The sequence below is a fragment of the Micromonospora sp. AP08 genome, from assembly GCF_008085935.1.
GTDB lineage: Bacteria > Actinomycetota > Actinomycetes > Mycobacteriales > Micromonosporaceae > Micromonospora > Micromonospora chersina.
Genome location: NZ_VSEZ01000013.1, coordinates 146,164 through 162,535, shown reverse-complemented (window position 1 = coordinate 162,535; position 16,372 = coordinate 146,164). Strand labels below are relative to the sequence as shown.

Genomic DNA, 16,372 nt, shown 5'->3' with positions numbered 1-16,372 from the left:
CTGGCACATGGAGACGAACACGAAGGCGTACCTGGTGGGCGGTCCCCGGGACGGCAGCAGCCAGGACGCGGGTGACCAGGCCCTGTTGGAGATCGAGATCGACGGCATGATCCACCGCTACATCCGGACCACGCAGCAGCACGGCGAGGGTGGCGTCGTCTACAACTACGACGGGATGGTGGCGCCGGGCGGCGGCGAGCCGGGCGTCGAGGATCCGGCGGCACGGGTGGCCTCCCCGAAGGCCGACGCCGAGGGCCGGTGACCGCTCAGCCCACCGGGCGACGGATGAACCGCGTCCGGCCGGGTAATGCGAGCGCCGTCCTGGTGGAGTGACGACCGGCGTCGCGGCGTTCCGCGACCGGGCGCGCGGGCGGGCGGCGGGGGGCCGCCCGCCCGCGGCCACGGTGTCAGTTGCCGGTCACCCAGTTCCAGGCGGAGACCACCCACTCGGTCTGCTGGAGGTAGGCCACCCCCACGCCGGCCAGGAAGAGCGCCGTCACCAGGTGCGCACCGCGGGCGCTGCGGCGGACCCGGCCGAGCTGCCGTTCCAGGACCAGCCGGCCGAGCAGGCGGGCCAGGGCGAACAGGCCGACGGCGGTCAGCAGGCTGAGGACGAAGGTGAGCAGCGGGGCGGTCAGATCGCCCCGGCCGGAGATCGCCCAGATGCCCCAGCAGACGAAGGCGAACAGGGCGCCGGCCGCGCTCCACTCCCCGCCCCGGCGGAGCTGGGCGAGGTGCCAGCCCATCGGGCGCCGGGGCGACGAATCACCCGTCCAGTCGCCGGAGTCGACGGCGGGGAACTGCTCGGTCCGGGGCGTACGCGGCTGGCCGACGGCCGCCACCCCGCGCCGGAACGGGTCCCGCTGCGGGGGCACCACGCCGGGCTGCGGCGGCACCTCGACCGTCCGCTCGGCCCACGGCTGTGTCTGGTCCGCCATCTCGTGTCCTCCCCCTCGACCCACGCCGGGCACGGTTCCGAGGGTAGCGAGCCGGCAAATAGGGTGCCGACCCCGAAGGTGATGGGTTAGACACATCCGATGATTGACGCGTTGGTGCCCCGGGCCGAGGACTTCGACGAGATCGCCGAGTTGCTGGCGCTCGCCTTCCACGGCGACGTCGACCCCGAACTGCGGAAGGTCGAGCGCGGGATCTTCGAACCGGACCGGTCGCTGCTGGTCCGCGACGGCGCGACCGCCGTGGCGCACGCCGCAGCGTTCACCCGCGACCTGGCCGTGCCCGGGGCCAGCGTGCCGGCCGCGCACGTGACCATGGTCTCGGTCGCCCCGACGCACCGCCGGCGCGGGCTGCTCACCGGGCTGATGCGCCGGCAGCTCCGCGAGGTCCGCGACGCCGGCCGGGAGCCGCTCGCGGTGCTCTGGGCCAGCGAGGGCCGGATCTATCCCCGGTTCGGCTACGGCCTGGCCGCGCAGCGGTTCGTCCTGGCCGGCGACACCCTCGGGCTGCGACTGCCGGACCCGACGCCCGCCGAGGGCACCCTCCGCCTCGACCGACCGGCGCCGCACCGGGCCGAGCTGGCCCGGCTGTACGAGCGGGTGCGCGCCGACCGCCCCGGCTGGTCGCACCGGAGCGAGCCCTGGTGGGACTACGTCCTCGCCGACGTGAAGGGGCTGCGGGGCGGCGCCACCGAGCGCCGGGTGCTGCTGCACGAGGGGCCGGACGGCCTCGACGGGTACGCGCTCTACCGGACGAAGGAGGAGTGGGCCGGCACCGGGCCGCGGGCCGAGGTCCAGGTGGGCGAGGTGGTGGCGGCCCGGCCGGAGGCGTACCTGGCGCTGTGGCGGCTGCTGCTCTCGATCGACCTGACCCGCCGGGTGTCGTTCCCGATCGCCGCCGTGGACGAGCCGCTGTTCCGGCTGGTGGACGAGCCGCGGCAGCTCGGCGCCCAGCTCGCCGACGCCCTCTGGGTGCGCGTGGTGGACGTGCCGGCCGCGCTGGCCGCCCGCCGGTACGCCACCGACGTCGACGTGGTGGTCGAGGTCACCGACGACCTGCTGCCCGAGAACGGCGGCCGGTGGCGGCTGGTCGGCGGCCCGTCCGGGGCGGAGTGCACCGCCACCGCGGCGCCGGCCGGGCTGGCCTGCGACGTCCGCGCCCTCGGCGAGCTCTACCTGGGCGGCGCCGGCCTGGCCGCGCTCGCCGCCGCCGGCCGGGTCCGGGAGCTGGTCCCCGGGACGGTGGCGACGACGGCCCCGGCCTTCGGCTGGCACCGCGCCCCGGCGCCCATGGAGGTCTTCTGACTCCCCCGGCGCCTCCCGCGCCCGGTACGGTCGGGTGATGGGTGATGCGGAGCGCCGGCGACGACGGCTGCGGCACCACGGCGACGGCGGGCCGCCGGACGCCGACGGCCCGAGCGCGAGCACGGCCGCGGTGCACGACGACGTGGCCCCCCGGCCGCCACGCGGCGGCGCCAGACGCGCGGAGCCGGAGTCGGAGCCACGGGGCCGGCGTCCGGGGCCGCCCGCCGACGAGGGCGAGCGGGGGCTGCGCGGCCTGGTCGGCTCCGGCTCGTCGCAGGTGAGCGTGACCGCCGCGCTGCGGGCGCGGGACGCCGCCCGGCCGACCGAGGAGGACCTGGCCGAGGCCGAGGCCCGGGTGGTGATCGTCCGCCGCAACTGGGTGCCCCGGGAGGAACTGCCCCGCAGCGGGCGGTGACGGGCGCGACCCGCGCGGGCGCGCCCGTCCGCGCGGCGTCAGGCGGGCAGGTCGGGAAGCTGGCGGCTCTGCTCGTAGTCGGCGACCTGGGCGATCCGCCGGGCGTGCCGGGGGTTGCCCGAGAACGGGGTGGTGAGGAACGCCTCGACCAGGGCGGTCGCCTCGTCCAGGGTGTGCTGCCGGCCGCCGATCGCGACGATGTTGGCGTCGTTGTGCTCGCGGGCCAGCTGGGCGGTGTCGATGTTCCAGGCGAGCGCCGCCCGGACCCCGGCGACCTTGTTGGCGGCGATCTGCTCGCCGTTGCCGGAGCCACCGATGACCACGCCGAGGCTGCCCTGGTCGTCGACCACGCGCTGCCCGGTGTGCAGGCAGAACGCCGGGTAGTCGTCGTCCGGGTCGAAGGCGTGCGGGCCGACGTCGACCACCTCGTACCCCTGCTTGGCCAGGTGGTTGGCGAGGTGCACCTTCAGCTCGAAACCGGCGTGATCGGATCCCAGGTAGACGCGCATACCGCGCAGTCTGACAGGCCCGCCCCCGTGCCGGCGCGCGGGCGGCGGCACGGAGGCGGATTCGTCACACGGGTCAGCGGGGAAGTTCGGCCACGACCAGGCCGGCCCGCGCCTTCGGGGTGAACCAGGTGCTCTTGCGCGGCATCTTCTCCCGGGCCAGGTTCACCGCGACGAAGTCGTCCACGGTCACCGGGGCCACGAGGACGGCCAGCTCGGCCCGGCCCGCGTCGACCTCGCCGGTGAGCCAGCTCGCCGGGTAGTCGCCGCCCACGTAGGTGATCCGCTTGTCGCCCGGGTCGAGGCCGAGCGCGTCGCGCAGCAGCAGCCGCTCGACCAGCGCGTGGTCGAGGTTCTCCAGACGGCCGCCGCCCACGTGCGGCAGGCGCACCGCGTACCCCTGGCCGGCGAGGTGGAGGTGCACGGTGCCACCGGCCGCCGGGACGCCGACCGGGCCGGCGACCGGGGTGATCTCCGCGCCGGCGGCGCGGAGCCGGTCGAGCAGCTCGTCGGGGGTGGTGGTCAACTCGCTGACCAGCCGGTTGTAGGGCTGGATGGCGACCGACGCCGGCGTGGTGATCACCGACAGGAAGCGCGGGAAGCCGCCGGTCTGCGCGGCCAGGCTCCGGTGGTTGCCGTCGGCGACCACCAGCTCGCCGCCGCCCGCCAGGGCGGTCAGCTCGTCCTGCGCCGGGCCCGGGCCGAGCAGCCAGATGGCGTGCGTGCGGCCGGCCTGGTCCACGTCGGTGGCGGCGGGCGCGCCGGCCGACTCGGTCGCCGCCGCGAGCGCGGCGTGCAGCTCGTCGCCGCGCCCGGTCTGCAGCAGGAGTACGGGTGACAGCAGGTGACCCAGCGCCTCGGCCAGGGCGACGCGCTCCCGCACCTTCGCGATGAACACGTCCTCGTTGCGGATCACCAGGCCGGGCTCGTCGGCGCGGGTGGAGATCTGGTCGGTGTCGACCATGGCGAACAGGCCGTACGCGCTCTCCTCGCCCGGCGCGCTGATCCGGTAGAGGACCACGACCTGCTCGGCCGGGGTGTAGCTGCCGTCCGCCTTCGCCTCGGCGAGGCGGGCCACCGCGTCGGGGAGCGCGTCGAGGAAGGACTTCCCGAGGCTCCCCGGCGCCCGGTGGGGCATCTCGATGCCCAGGGCGCTGTGCGGATTCGCCTCGACGATGGCGGTGATCTCCGCGTCGTCGGCGAACTCGTCGTAGTTCTGCGCGCCGGTGCCGCCAGTGGTGATCCAGGCCCGGGCGATCGGATGCACGACCGTCATGCCCGCTGAGGCTACCCGCGCCGTCCGGAGCGCCGGTGCCGGACCCGCACGCCGTCCACCAGATGAAAGGGGACGCGGTTCAGCCGGTGCGGTGCCGGCCGGGGGCCGTGCTCCCGCCCGGCGTCGGGGCGGCCGGCCGCGAGCCGCCGGAGGCGGTGAGCCGGACCGTCGTCGCACCGGCCGGGGCCGGGCGGCCCGCCGCAGCGCTGGTGCGGACCGTGCCCGGGGTGCGGGCCGGCAGGCCCGCGTCGGCGGGCGGGGTCATCCGCGAGGTGGCCACCACCCGGGCCACACCGACCACGATCGGCGGAGCCAGCAGGCCGGCCATCTCGGCCGGGACCGCCGGCCAGTCGCCCTCGGCCACCGACCAGTACGTCGCGCCGGAGTCCTCGGTCGCCGTCTCCGGCGTGTCGGCGGACAGGCGGCGGTGCTTACCCATGGGAACGCCTCCAGGAGCTGCCGGGCTGCGGCCCCGGACGGGCCGCCGGCTGGGACACCCGGTGAAACGAGCCCCGCACCGGCCCGGTGACGGGGCGGCGCGGGGCTCGTCCGGCGCGGCTCAGTCGAAGACCGGGCCGACCTCGCGGCTGCGCTTCAGCTCGTAGAAGCCGGGGGTGCCGGCCACCAGCAGGACGCCGTCCCAGAGCCGGCCGGCGGCCTCGCCCTTCGGCGCCGGGGTGATCACCGGGCCGAAGAAGGCGACCTGCCGGCCGTCCGGGCCCGGGGCGTGGATCACCGGGGTGCCCACGTCGGTGCCGACCGGCCGCATGCCCGCCTCGTGGCTGGCCCGCAGCGCCTCGTCGTACGCGGTCGACTCGGCGGCGTCGGCGAGCGCCGGGTCGAGGCCAACGTCGGTGAGCGCGCCGACCAGCATGTCCCGGCCCAGCTCCTCCTTGCCGAGGTGGATCCGGGTGCCCATCGCGGTGTAGAGCTTCCCCAGCACCTCACCGCCGTGCGCCTGCTCCACGGCGATGCAGACCCGCACCGGGCCCCAGCCCTTCTTCATCAGATCCTGGTACTGCTCCGGCAGGTCCCGGCCCTCGTTGAGCACCGAGAGGCTCATCACGTGGAACCGGATGTCCACGTCCCGGACCTGCTCGACCTCCAGCAGCCAGCGGGAGGTGATCCACGCCCACGGGCACAGCGGGTCGAACCACATGTCCACGGCGACACGTTCGGTCACGGTGTCATCCCTTCACCACTCCACGGCGCCGGAGCTCCGGCGCCCTACCCTCCGATCCTCACCCCAAGCGGCATCGGCCGGTACCGGAATGAGAGCGTGACCTCGGCCACCGAAGGGTGTCCGTGCATGGAAGACTCGGTTTCGGACCGGCCGTCACGAGCGGGCCGGGGAGGCCGGTGCCGCGGGGCGCGGCGAGACGAGTGGGATGGAGACGAACAGTGCCGGGAGTGCGCAACCTGACCCAGGTCGAGGCCACCGAGCGGGCCCGCCTGCTCGATGTCACCGGGTACGACATCAACCTTGACCTGTCGACCGCGGTGCAGGCCGACGGCCGCACCTTCCGGTCGGTCACCGAGGTCCGGTTCCGCTGCGCCGAGCCGGGGGCGAGCACCTTCATCGAGACGGCCGCCGAGTCGGTGCGGTCGGCAACGCTGAACGGCACGCCGGTCGACCTCGCCGGCTGGTCCGCCGAGAAGGGCCTGGCCCTCACCGGCCTGGCCGCCGAGAACGTGCTCGTGGTCGACGCCGACTTCGGCTACTCCAACAGCGGGCAGGGCCTGCACCGCACGGTCGACCCGGTCGACGGCGAGATCTACCTCTACAGCCAGTTCGAGACGGCCGACGCGCAGAAGGTCTTCGCCTGCTTCGACCAGCCCGACCTGAAGAGCGTCTACACCTGGCACGCCACCGTCCCGGACCACTGGAAGGTGGTGTCCAACATGCCGGTCGCGCGGGAGGAGGCGGCCGGCACGGACCTGAAGACGGTCCACTTCGTGGAGTCCGCCCGGATGAGCACCTACATCACCGCGCTCTGCGCCGGCCCATACCACGAGGTGCGGTACACGCACGACGGTATCGACCTCGGGTACTTCTGCCGCGCGAGCATGGCCGAGCACCTCGACGCCGAGGACCTCCACCTGATCACCACGCAGGGATTCGACTTCTTCCACGAGAAGTTCGGGGTGCGCTACCCGCTGCCCAAGTACGACCAGCTCTGGGTGCCGGACTTCAACGCCGGCGCCATGGAGAACTTCGGGTGCGTCACGCACGCCGAGTCGCACTACATCTTCCGCTCGCAGGTCACCGACTTCGAGTACGAGCAGCGGGCCAACACGATCCTGCACGAGCTGGCGCACATGTGGTTCGGTGACCTGGTCACCATGCGCTGGTGGAACGACCTGTGGCTGAACGAGTCGTTCGCCGAGTGGGCCAGCCACTGGTGCAACACCCACGCCACCCGCTTCTCCGACGCGTGGACGACCTTCCTGTCCATCCGGAAGAACTGGGGCTACCGGCAGGACCAGCTCTCCTCCACCCACCCGGTCTACTGCGAGATGCCGGACCTGGAGGCCGTCGAGGTCAACTTCGACGGCATCACCTACGCCAAGGGCGCCAGCGTGCTCAAGCAGCTCGTCGCGTACGTGGGCGAGGAGCCCTTCCTGGCCGGCCTGCGCGCCTACTTCGGCAAGCACGCCTGGGGCAACGCCACCTTCGACGACCTGCTCTCCGAGCTGGAGACGGCCTCCGGCCGGGAGCTGCGCAAGTTCGCCGCCCAGTGGCTGGAGACCGCGCAGGTCAACACGCTGCGCCCCGAGGTGACCATCGGCGCCGACGGCGCGTACGAGCGGGTGCTGGTCCGGCAGGAGGCGCCCGCCGGGCACCCGACCCTGCGCACCCACCGGATCGGCGTGGGCCTCTACGACCTGACCGACGGGCGGCTGGTCCGCCGGGAGCGGGTCGAGGTGGACGTGACCGGCGAGCTGACCGAGCTGTCCGTGCTGCACGGCAAGCCCGCCGCCGACGTGCTGCTGCTCAACGACGACGACCTGACGTACACGAAGCTGCGGCTCGACGAGCGGTCGATGGCGACCGTGGTGCAGCACATCGCCGGCTTCGACTCGTCGCTGGCCCGCGCGCTGTGCTGGACCGCCGCCTGGGACATGACCCGCGACGCCGAGCTGTCGGCCCGGGACTACGTGGCGCTGGTGCTGGCCGGGCTGCCGGCGGAGACCGACATCAACCTGGTCACCGCCACCCTGCGCCAGGCCACCACCGCCCTCACCTTCTACGCCGACCCGGCCTGGGCGCCGACCGGCTGGGCCGAGCTGGCCCGGACCGCCCGGACCGCGCTCGCCGCGGCCGAGCCGGGCAGCGGCTTCCAGCTCGCCTGGGCCCGGGCGTACGCCTCCGCGGCCCGCTCCGCCGAGGACCTGGCCACGCTGCGCGGCTGGCTGGACGGCGCCGAGGTGCCGGCCGGGCTGACCGTGGACACCGAGCTGCGCTGGACCGTCCTCCAGTCGCTGGTGGCCAACGGCGCGGCCGGGGCCGCCGAGGTGGAGGCCGAGCTGGCCCGCGACCGGACCGCCAGCGGCGAGCGGGAGGCCGCGTACGCGCACGCGCTCGTGCCGACGGCCGAGAACAAGGCGGCGGTGTGGGCGCAGCTCACCGGCCCGGAGGCGCTGCCGAACTGGCGCAACCGGGCGCTGCTGCAGGGCTTCACCCACCCGGCGCAGGTGGAGCTCACCGCGCCGTACCGGGAGAAGTACTTCGCCGCGGTGGCGCAGGTGTGGGCGCAGCGGGACAGCGAGCCGGCGCAGGAGTTCGTGCGGCTCGCCTACCCGGCGTACCTGGTCGAGGAGGACACGGTGGCCGCCACCGACGCCTGGCTGGCCCAGGAGGGTCACCCGGCGCCGCTGCGCCGGTTGGTGGCCGAGGGCCGCGACGGCGTGGCCCGGGCCCTCAAGGCCCGCGCCCGGGACGCCCGGACCGCCTGATCCTGCGGTGGGCGGCCCGGCCCGGGCCGCCCACCGGTAGACACGAGAAAGCCCGGCCCGCGATACGCGGGCCGGGCTTCGTCGTGTGCGGGTGGGCTCAGCCCTTGCCGGCGTGGCTGGCGAGCTGGTCGAGGCCCTGGATGATGCCGCCGGCCAGGTCGCCGCCGCCGAACGAGGCCACCATGGAGAGTGCGGCCAGCTTGGCGTACGTGTCCGGGATGCGCTTGCGCGCGTACCGGCCGGTGATGATCTCGAGCTGCCGCTGGTTGGGCGACACGGCGATCAGCACGGACCGGTCCGGCTCGGCGAGCTGGCGGTGCAGCCGCCCGGCGTGCTCGCGGATCGGCTCGTCGAGGCCGCCCACGTAGACCGAGAAGACCAGGCCGGTGCCCTGGTCGGCCAGGCGGAGCGCCTCGTCGATGCGGAGCAGCTGACGGGTCGAGAACGGCCCATCCAGGACCTCGGGCGGGTTACCGGTCCCCGTCGTGGCCTGCTTCTCACCAACGGTCACTTGCGCCTCCGGTTCCACCGGCCGGCGCCTCCCGGCCGGCCTGCTCCTGCTTGCGGCTGGTCAGCGCCGGCGCCTGCGCCCCGGCGGCCAGTGCGGTGCCGGCCGAGTCGGCCAGCTGCTCCGGGCGGCCCAGGAACCAGACCGGAGTGAAGTCGAACGGCCGGCCGGGCCGGTAGCGCTTGGCACCGCCACCGCCGCCACCACGGTTGCCCACGGCCGCCAGCCCGGCGATCACCAGCACGGCGGCCGCCGGGATGCCGACGAAGACCAGCAACGTCTCGGTAACAGACAATCCCAACGCCCCCAGGCGGAAAGAGAGACCAGGAATTTTCCGGGTCGGGTGGACGGTCATGACGACGCGCGCCCGACTCCCCTTGTGCTGTTCACGTTAGCGGAGTCGACGGCCCGCCAGATTGCGGGGTGCTGATCCCATCCGCCACAGCCGTGCTCCAGTTGCGCGGCAGTGGCTATCAATGTCGCGTCGTCGCCGTACCGGCCGGTGAGCAGCACGCCGACCGGCATCCCGTCGCCGGTCCGGCCGACCGGCAGGGAAACGGACGGGTCGCCGGTGACGTTGAAGATGGCGCAGTACGGCGAAAACCGCCGCTGCCGGTCGAAATCCTCGGCCGGATCGAGGCTGGCGAACGCCCCCACGGGCGCCTGCGGGGCCGCCAGCGTCGGGCAGAGCAGCAGGTCGCACCCGGCGGTACGGGCCACCCCGCGGCGTACCTGGGCCTGGAGTTCGCCGAGCGCGGCCATGAGTGGGCCGGCGCCGACGGCCGCGCCCCGGGCCCGGAGGAACCGGGTCAACGGCAGCAGGTCGCTCTCCCGCTCCGCCGGCACCGGGGTGAGCGCCAGCACGTACCAGACGGTCTCGAAGAGCGGCCACGCGTCGGGGCCGAGCGGCGCGGGGACGTCGACCACCTCGTGGCCGGCCGCGGTGAGCAGCGCGGCGGCCCGGTCGACGGCGGCCACGCAGTCCGGGTGGACCGGCTCGTCGGCGAGCATCGGAGCGGTGAACCGGCCGATCCGCAGCCGGCCCGGCGCGGCGGCCCGGGCGGCGCCCAGGTAGCCGCCGGTGGGCGCGGCGGGCGCCAGGTACGGCTCGCCGGGCACCGGTTGCGCCAGCACGTCGAGCAGCGCGGCCACGTCGGTCACGGTCCGGCCGAGCGGGCCGCTGATGGGCAGCCCGAACGCCCCGAACCCGAGCGGGCCGCCGGAGACCAGCCCCCGGCTGGGCTTGTAGCCGACGAGGCCGCAGAGCGACGCCGGGATGCGCAGGGAACCGCCGCCGTCGGAGCCCTGCGCCACCGGCACCAGGCCGCCGGCCACCGCGGCCGCCGCCCCGCCGCTGGACCCGCCCGCCGTGTAGCCGAGGCCCCACGGGTTGCGGGCCGGCGGCGCGACGAGCCCTTCGGAGTAGAGCGAGCAGCCCAGCTCCGAGGTGGTGGTCTTGCCGAGGCTGACCAGCCCGGCGCCGGCCATGAACCGGACCACGTCGGCGTCGACCGGCGGCACGAAGTCGGCGAAGGCGGCCGAGCCGAAGGTGGTGCGGACGCCGGCGGTGAGCGTGAGGTCCTTGATGGCGGTCGGCACCCCGTGCAGCGGGCCGCGCCGGTCCGCCGGCACGGCGTCGGCCGCGGCTGCCGCCGCCCGCGCGCGTTCCGGTGTGACGGTGACGAACGCGCCGAGGGTGTCGGCGAGCGCGTCCACCCGGCGCAGGTGGTGCTCGACAAGCTCCACGCTGGACAGCTCGCCCCGGCGGACCGCGGCGGCCTGTTCCAGCGCGGTCAGGTCGTGCGGCTCGGCCATGCCGTCATCCTGCCCGGTCGGCGGCCGGTTGGCCGGACGACACGACCGGTCGGGGCGCGGCTCAGCCGTGCAGGAAGCGCAGGGCGTTGCGGGACAGCAGCTTGTCGCGCTGCTCGACGGTGAGGAAGTCGGCCTTGCGGACCACCTGCCCGACCGGCCGCTCCCCCAGCGGGTACGGGTAGTCGCTGCCCACCAGCACCCGGTCCTCGCCCATCGTGTCGACGAGCAGCCGCAGGGCGGCCGGCTCGAAGACCACCGAGTCGACGCTGAACCGGTCGACGTAGGCGCTCGGCGGTGCGCTGGACGCGCCGCGTACCAGGTCGCCGCGGCGGTGCCAGGCGTTGTCGGCGCGGCCCAGCCAGAACGGGAAACTGCCGCCGCCGTGCGCGAAGCAGATCCGCAGCGTGTCGGGAACCTTGTCGAAGACCCCGCCGAGGATCAGCGCCAACACCGACAGGTGCGTCTCGGCCGGCATCCCGGTCAGCCAGCGGGCCATCCACCGGTCCAGCCGGGGGCCGCCCGGCATGTCCCACGGGTGCACGAAGACCGGCGCGCCCACCTCGGCGCAGTGCGTCAGGAACTGCACGATGCCGGCGTCGTCGAGGTCGCGGTCGCCGACGTGGTTGCCGATCTCCACCCCGGCGTGCCCGGCGGCCAGGCAGCGGTCCAGCTCGGCGCAGGCGGCGTCCGGGTCCTGCAACGGCACCTGGCAGAACGGCACCAGCCGGTCGCCGCCACCGGCGGTGACCTCCAGCGTGAGGTCGTTGAAGATGCGGGCCACCTTCACCGCCTGGTCGGCGGGGCGGTCGTAGCTGAAGAAGACCGGGGTGGGCGAGACGACCTGCACGTCGACGCCGTCGGCGGCCATGTCGGCGAGGCGGGTCGCCGGGTCCCAGCACTCCGCGCCGACCGGCCGGAACTCCGTCTCCCCCACCATGATCATGGCGGCGCGCTCGGAGTCCACCCGCAGCCAGGGCCAGCCGGACCCGCCGCACGCCGCGGCGAGGTCCGGCCACCCCTTGGGTACGACGTGCGTGTGCACGTCGACGACGCGGTGCGGCATCAGCCCTTGCCCGGGTGCAGCGCGCCGCAGTTGCCGCAGGTGCGGGCCTTCTCGTCGGCGTAGAACTCCGCGAAGACCGGGGGCAGGTCGGCGGCGATGTCGCGCACCTGGAGCTCCACCTCGTGCACCTTGTGGCTGCACTCCGGGCAGTACCACTGGAACTTCTCCAGCGTGCCCTCCTCGCGGACCCGCTCGATCACCATGCCGATCGAGCCGGCCTCGGGGCGCTGCGGCGAGTGCGGGGTGTTGCGCGGCAGCATCCACATCTGACCCTCGCGCACGTGCACCGTACGCGGCCCCTCGGGCAGCATGAGGTTGATGTGCATGTTGCCCTTGACCTGGTAGAAGAACTCCTCGTACGGGTCGACGTGGAAGTCGGTGCGCTGGTTCGGGCCGCCCACCACCATGACGATGAAGTCGTCGCTGCCCGGCAGCATCTCCTTGTTGCCCACCGGCGGCTTGAGCAGGTGCTGGTTCTCCCCGATCCAGCCGGAGAAGCTGAACGGCTCGGCGATCTCACTCATGACTGACCTCCCGACGGAAGTAGGGCCACGGCCTGCATCTCGATGAGCAGGTGCGGATGCGGAAGCTGGTGCACGGCCACCGTGGTCCGGGTCGGCCCGGTGGCGTCGAAGAACTCCGCCCACACCTCGTTGTAGCCACCGAAGTCGTTCATGTTGACCAGGTAGCTGGTGACCTGCACGAGATCGCTCAGGTCGGCGCCGACCGAGCGGAGCAGGTCGCGGATGTTCTCGACCACGGCCCGGGTCTGCGCCCGGATGTCGAGGTCGGTGGTGCCGAACTCGTCGACCGAGACACCGGCGAAGGTGTTGTCCGGCCGGCGCGACGACGTACCCGAGACGAAGACGAACCCGCCCGCGACCTTGACGTGCGGGAAGGCGCCGCGCGGCACGGCCTTGCCGTCGACCACCCGGGCGGTCATGCGGCAGCTCGCAGGGACGCCGTGCCCAGCTTCTCCACGACGGCGCGGACGTGCGCGCCGGGGCGCAGCGGCACGGCGGCGGTGGCCGCGCCGGCCAGGAAGACCCAGCCCTTGCGCAGCCGGACGCCGTGCCGGCCGGCCAGCCGGATGCCCTCGTCCAGCGCCCGGCGCGGGTCGCCGAGGATCGCCGCGGTCGAGCCGACCTGCGCGACCCGGCCGTCGATCTCCAGCAGCACGCCGAGGTTGTCCAGGCCCTCCGGCACCGGCGACCAGGGGCCGACCACGAACGCGGCGGCCGAGGTGTTGTCGGCCACGACGTCCGGGAGGGAGAAGGTGAAGTTGGCGTACCGGGAGTCGATCAGTTCGATCGCCGGGGCGACCGCGCGCACGGCCCGGGTGAAGGAGCCGACCGGCTCGCCGGGCTCGGGGAGGCGGTCCAGCAGGAACGCCACCTCCGGCTCGACCCGGGGGTGGATGAAGTCGGCCACGTCGACCGTGCCACCGTCGGGCACCCGCATCACGTCGGTGAGCCGGCCCCAGATCACCTCGTCCACGCCGACCTGGGCCATCTTCGCCTTGCTGGTCAGCCCCATCTTCAGCCCGACCAGCCGCTCCCCGCGGTCGAGGCGGCGCTGCAGCAGGGCGGCCTGCACGGCGTACGCGGCGTCCACGTCGAGGCCGGTCTCGGCGGCGAGCTGCGGGATCGCGGTGGCCGTGTCGGCGGCCGCGCCCAGCTTCTCGGCGATTCCCGCGATGTCCGGCCCGATCATGAGTTCTCCTTACCGGCCAGGTCGAGTGCCACGTCCACGATCATGTCCTCCTGGCCGCCGACCATCCGGCGGCGGCCCAGCTCGACCAGGATCGAGCGGACGTCCACCCCGTACTTCGCGGAGGCGCGCTCGGCGTGGCGGAGGAAGCTGGAGTAGACCCCCGCGTATCCGAGGGAGAGCGTCTCCCGGTCGACCTGGACCGGCCGGTCCTGGAGCGGGCGCACCAGGTCGTCGGCCGCGTCCATGAGCGCGAACACGTCGCAGCCGTGCTTCCAGCCGTGCAGCTCGGCGACCGCCACGAAGACCTCCAGCGGGGCGTTGCCGGCGCCCGCACCCATGCCGGCCAGCGACGCGTCCACCCGGACGGTCCGGCCGTGCGGGGCGTCCGCGCCGGCCGGCCCGGGGCCGGGGATCCGGCCGTGCTCGACGGCCAGCACGCTGTTGGCCACCCCGAGGGACAGGTTGTGGTGGGCGTGGATGCCGATCTGCGTCTCCGGTTCGAGCACCTGCCGGTACGCGTCGACCCGCTGCGCCACGTCGGACATGAGCAGCCGCCCGCCGGAGTCGGTGACGTAGACGCAGTGCGCCCCGTACGACTCCATGAGCTTGGCCTGCGCGGCCAGCCCGGCCGGGTCGTTCATGTGCGACATCATGAGGAACCCGGAGACGTCCATGCCGTTCTCCCGGGCCCAGGAGATGTGCTGCGCGGAGATGTCCGCCTCGGTGCAGTGGGTGGCGATCCGGACGCTGGTCACGCCGAGCGCCCTGGCCGCCTTGAGGTCGGCGATGGTGCCGATGCCGGGCAGCAGCAGGGTGGTGAGCCGCGCGCTGGTCAGCACCTCGGCGGCGGCGGCGATCCAGTCGGCGTCGCCGGCCGCGCCGTGGCCGTAGTTGACGCTGGAGCCGGCCAGCCCGTCGCCGTGCGCCACCTCGATGGCGGCCACCCCGGCCGCGTCGAGCGCGGCGGCGATGGTCCGCACCTGGTCCACCGTGTACCGGTGCGCGATGGCGTGCATGCCGTCGCGCAGCGTCACGTCCTGGATGTAGAGGTCGGTCATGCGATCCCCCCGTTGTTCGCGACTGCGGGGCTCCGCTCCGCTGCACTCCTCGCGCTCACCCCGACCCCCGTCGCGCGCAGGGCCACCAGCCGCTCGGCGGTGCGCAGCGCGGCCGAGGTCATGATGTCCAGGTTCCCGGCGTACGCGGGCAGGTAGTGCCCGGCGCCGGAGACCTCCAGGAAGACCGAGACCTGGAGCCCGGTGAAGTGCCGGCCCAGCACCGGCGCGTACGTGTCCACCCGGTCGAACTGCACGTCCTGCTTGAGGCGGTAGCCCGGGACGTACTCCTGCACGGTCTTCACCATGTCGGCCACCGAGGCCGCGATCGCGGTCCGGTCGGCGTCGGCGTCCGGGCAGAGGCAGTAGACGGTGTCCCGCATGAGCAGCGGCGGGTCGGCCGGGTTCAGCACGATGATGGCCTTGCCGCGCTCGGCGCCGCCGACCACCTCGATGGCCCGGGCCGTGGTCTCGGTGAACTCGTCGATGTTGGCCCGGGTGCCCGGCCCGGCCGACTTCGAGGCGATCGAGGCGACGATCTCCCCGTACGCGACCGGGGTGACCCGCCCGACCGCGTGCACGATCGGCACGGTGGCCTGCCCGCCGCAGGTCACCATGTTCACGTTGGGCTGGTGCAGGTGCTCGTCGAGGTTGACCGGCGGCACCACGTACGGGCCGATGGCGGCCGGGGTCAGGTCGACCACGGTCCGGCCGTGCGACCGCAGCACCGCGTCGTGGTGCCGGTGCGCGCCGGCCGAGGTGGCGTCGAAGACCAGCTCGACGTCGGCGAACTCGGGCATGGCCACCAGGCCGTCGACGCCCTCGGCGGTGGTCGCCACGCCGAGTCGGCGGGCCCGGGCGAGACCGTCGGACTCCGGGTCGATGCCGGCCATCGCCACCATCCGCAGGCTGTCACTCAGCCGCAGCACCTTGATCATCAGGTCGGTGCCGATGTTGCCCGACCCGAGCACCGCCACTCCGACGGTCATGAGTCCTCCTTGGAGAAGCAGGTCCGCACCGAGCCGAGCCCGGAGATCCGCGCCTCGTACGCCGCGCCGGGCGTCACGGGCACCATGGGGCCGAGCGCCCCGGAGAGCACCACGTCCCCGGCCTTCAGCGGGTCGCCGGCGCGGGCCATCGTGCCGGCCAGCCAAACGAGTGCGTGCAGCGGGTTGCCGAGGCAGGCCGCCCCGGCGCCGACCGAGACCGGCTCCCCGGCGTGCTCCAGCACCATGCCGCAGAGCCGCAGGTCCACGTCGGCGAGCCGGCGGGGCGCGGTGCCGAGCACGAACAGCCCGCTGGAGGCGTTGTCCGCCACGGTGTCCACGATGGAGATGTCCCAGCCGGCGATCCGGGAGTCGACGATCTCGATGGCCGGCAGCACGTGGTCGACGGCCCGGATGAGGTCCACCGTGGTGACCCGCTCGTCGGGCAGGTCGGCGCCGAGCACGAAGGCGATCTCCGCCTCGACCCGGGGCTGGAGCAGCCTGCTCATCGGCACCTCGACGCCGTCACCGACGGCCATGTCGTCGAAGAGCACCCCGAAGTCGGGCTGGAAGACGCCGAAGTTCTCCTGCACGGCGCGGGAGGTGAGGCCGATCTTCGCGCCCACGCGGCGGTGGCCCTTGCCGAGCCGCTGCCGGGTGTAGACCTGCTGGACCTGGTAGGCCGCCTCGATGTCGCCCTCGGGCAGCAGCCGCCCGCGCAGCGGCGGGCACGGCTTCTCCTCCTGCCGGGCCACGGCCAGCTCCCGGTTGGCGGCTTCGATGTCGACGGTCATCCCGGCTCCTCGCTGCGAACGCTTGA

19 protein-coding genes are annotated in these 16,372 nt (G+C 74.1%); 4 read left to right on the top strand and 15 right to left on the bottom strand.

What is annotated here, in order from left to right:
* The first annotated feature begins 7 nt into the window (after positions 1–7).
* Positions 8–262: a hypothetical protein gene (locus FXF50_RS21870; protein ID WP_148430743.1), complete on the top strand. Its 255-nt coding sequence runs from the start codon at positions 8–10 to the stop codon at positions 260–262.
* A gap of 145 nt (positions 263–407) precedes the next feature.
* Here FXF50_RS21870 and FXF50_RS21865 read toward each other — a convergent pair whose 3' ends face one another.
* Positions 408–938, bottom strand: a complete 531-nt coding sequence (locus tag FXF50_RS21865) for a hypothetical protein (protein ID WP_148430741.1) — start codon at positions 936–938, stop codon at positions 408–410.
* Positions 939–1,037: 99 nt separating this feature from the next.
* On the opposite strand from FXF50_RS21865, the gene FXF50_RS21860 reads away from it, so the two are divergent.
* Both FXF50_RS21860 and FXF50_RS21855 read left to right on the top strand, forming a co-directional pair.
* Positions 1,038–2,258: a GNAT family N-acetyltransferase gene (locus tag FXF50_RS21860; RefSeq protein WP_148430739.1), complete on the top strand. Its 1,221-nt coding sequence runs from the start codon at positions 1,038–1,040 to the stop codon at positions 2,256–2,258.
* A 37-nt stretch (positions 2,259–2,295) separates the two neighbouring features.
* Complete coding sequence (locus FXF50_RS21855) at positions 2,296–2,673, top strand: hypothetical protein (RefSeq protein WP_148430737.1); 378 nt, start codon at positions 2,296–2,298, stop codon at positions 2,671–2,673.
* A 38-nt stretch (positions 2,674–2,711) separates the two neighbouring features.
* Here FXF50_RS21855 and FXF50_RS21850 read toward each other — a convergent pair whose 3' ends face one another.
* The 4 genes from FXF50_RS21850 to FXF50_RS21835 form a co-directional block, all read right to left on the bottom strand.
* Entirely contained in the window at positions 2,712–3,182 is a 471-nt protein-coding gene (locus FXF50_RS21850) for a ribose-5-phosphate isomerase (RefSeq protein ID WP_148430735.1), read from the bottom strand.
* 73 nt (positions 3,183–3,255) lie between these two features.
* Complete coding sequence (locus FXF50_RS21845; protein WP_148430733.1) at positions 3,256–4,455, bottom strand: DUF1015 family protein; 1,200 nt, start codon at positions 4,453–4,455, stop codon at positions 3,256–3,258.
* A gap of 79 nt (positions 4,456–4,534) precedes the next feature.
* Positions 4,535–4,894 carry a hypothetical protein gene (locus FXF50_RS21840; RefSeq protein WP_148430731.1) on the bottom strand — a complete coding sequence of 120 codons (360 nt, stop codon included), beginning with the start codon at positions 4,892–4,894 and terminating at the stop codon, positions 4,535–4,537.
* A gap of 120 nt (positions 4,895–5,014) precedes the next feature.
* Complete coding sequence (locus tag FXF50_RS21835; protein WP_148430729.1) at positions 5,015–5,638, bottom strand: DsbA family protein; 624 nt, start codon at positions 5,636–5,638, stop codon at positions 5,015–5,017.
* 227 nt (positions 5,639–5,865) lie between these two features.
* Here FXF50_RS21835 and pepN point away from each other — a divergent pair, with 227 nt between their 5' ends.
* Positions 5,866–8,412, top strand: a complete 2,547-nt coding sequence (gene pepN, locus FXF50_RS21830) for an aminopeptidase N (RefSeq protein ID WP_187399761.1) — start codon at positions 5,866–5,868, stop codon at positions 8,410–8,412.
* Between the two features lie 97 nt (positions 8,413–8,509).
* On the opposite strand, the gene FXF50_RS21825 is transcribed toward pepN, so the two are convergent.
* The 10 genes from FXF50_RS21825 to FXF50_RS21780 form a co-directional block, all read right to left on the bottom strand.
* Positions 8,510–8,923 carry a DUF5130 family protein gene (locus tag FXF50_RS21825; protein WP_148430725.1) on the bottom strand — a complete coding sequence of 138 codons (414 nt, stop codon included), beginning with the start codon at positions 8,921–8,923 and terminating at the stop codon, positions 8,510–8,512.
* The gene (locus FXF50_RS21820) at positions 8,910–9,197 is read right to left on the bottom strand and encodes a hypothetical protein (protein WP_148430771.1); all 288 of its coding nucleotides are present in this window, start codon (positions 9,195–9,197) and stop codon (positions 8,910–8,912) included. Before FXF50_RS21820 ends, FXF50_RS21825 begins: the two co-directional genes overlap by 14 nt.
* A gap of 74 nt (positions 9,198–9,271) precedes the next feature.
* On the bottom strand, positions 9,272–10,735 hold the full coding sequence (locus FXF50_RS21815; RefSeq protein ID WP_148430722.1) for an amidase: 1,464 nt from the start codon (positions 10,733–10,735) through the stop codon (positions 9,272–9,274).
* 61 nt (positions 10,736–10,796) lie between these two features.
* Positions 10,797–11,798: an amidohydrolase family protein gene (locus tag FXF50_RS21810; RefSeq protein ID WP_148430720.1), complete on the bottom strand. Its 1,002-nt coding sequence runs from the start codon at positions 11,796–11,798 to the stop codon at positions 10,797–10,799.
* Positions 11,798–12,322, bottom strand: a complete 525-nt coding sequence (locus FXF50_RS21805; protein WP_091319075.1) for a 3-hydroxyanthranilate 3,4-dioxygenase — start codon at positions 12,320–12,322, stop codon at positions 11,798–11,800. The genes FXF50_RS21810 and FXF50_RS21805 overlap by 1 nt, the downstream gene beginning before the upstream one ends.
* Positions 12,319–12,741 carry a RidA family protein gene (locus FXF50_RS21800; RefSeq protein WP_148430718.1) on the bottom strand — a complete coding sequence of 141 codons (423 nt, stop codon included), beginning with the start codon at positions 12,739–12,741 and terminating at the stop codon, positions 12,319–12,321. The genes FXF50_RS21805 and FXF50_RS21800 overlap by 4 nt, the downstream gene beginning before the upstream one ends.
* Positions 12,738–13,511, bottom strand: coding sequence for a 2-keto-4-pentenoate hydratase (locus FXF50_RS21795; protein WP_148430716.1), 774 nt, complete (start codon positions 13,509–13,511; stop codon positions 12,738–12,740). Before FXF50_RS21795 ends, FXF50_RS21800 begins: the two co-directional genes overlap by 4 nt.
* Positions 13,508–14,569 (bottom strand): 4-hydroxy-2-oxovalerate aldolase, encoded by a 1,062-nt coding sequence (gene dmpG, locus FXF50_RS21790; protein WP_148430714.1) that lies wholly within the window; start codon positions 14,567–14,569, stop codon positions 13,508–13,510. Before dmpG ends, FXF50_RS21795 begins: the two co-directional genes overlap by 4 nt.
* Positions 14,566–15,555 (bottom strand): acetaldehyde dehydrogenase (acetylating), encoded by a 990-nt coding sequence (locus tag FXF50_RS21785; RefSeq protein WP_148430712.1) that lies wholly within the window; start codon positions 15,553–15,555, stop codon positions 14,566–14,568. The genes dmpG and FXF50_RS21785 overlap by 4 nt, the downstream gene beginning before the upstream one ends.
* Positions 15,552–16,346, bottom strand: a complete 795-nt coding sequence (locus tag FXF50_RS21780) for a 2-keto-4-pentenoate hydratase (protein ID WP_148430710.1) — start codon at positions 16,344–16,346, stop codon at positions 15,552–15,554. The genes FXF50_RS21785 and FXF50_RS21780 overlap by 4 nt, the downstream gene beginning before the upstream one ends.
* Between the last annotated feature and the right edge of the window lie 26 nt (positions 16,347–16,372).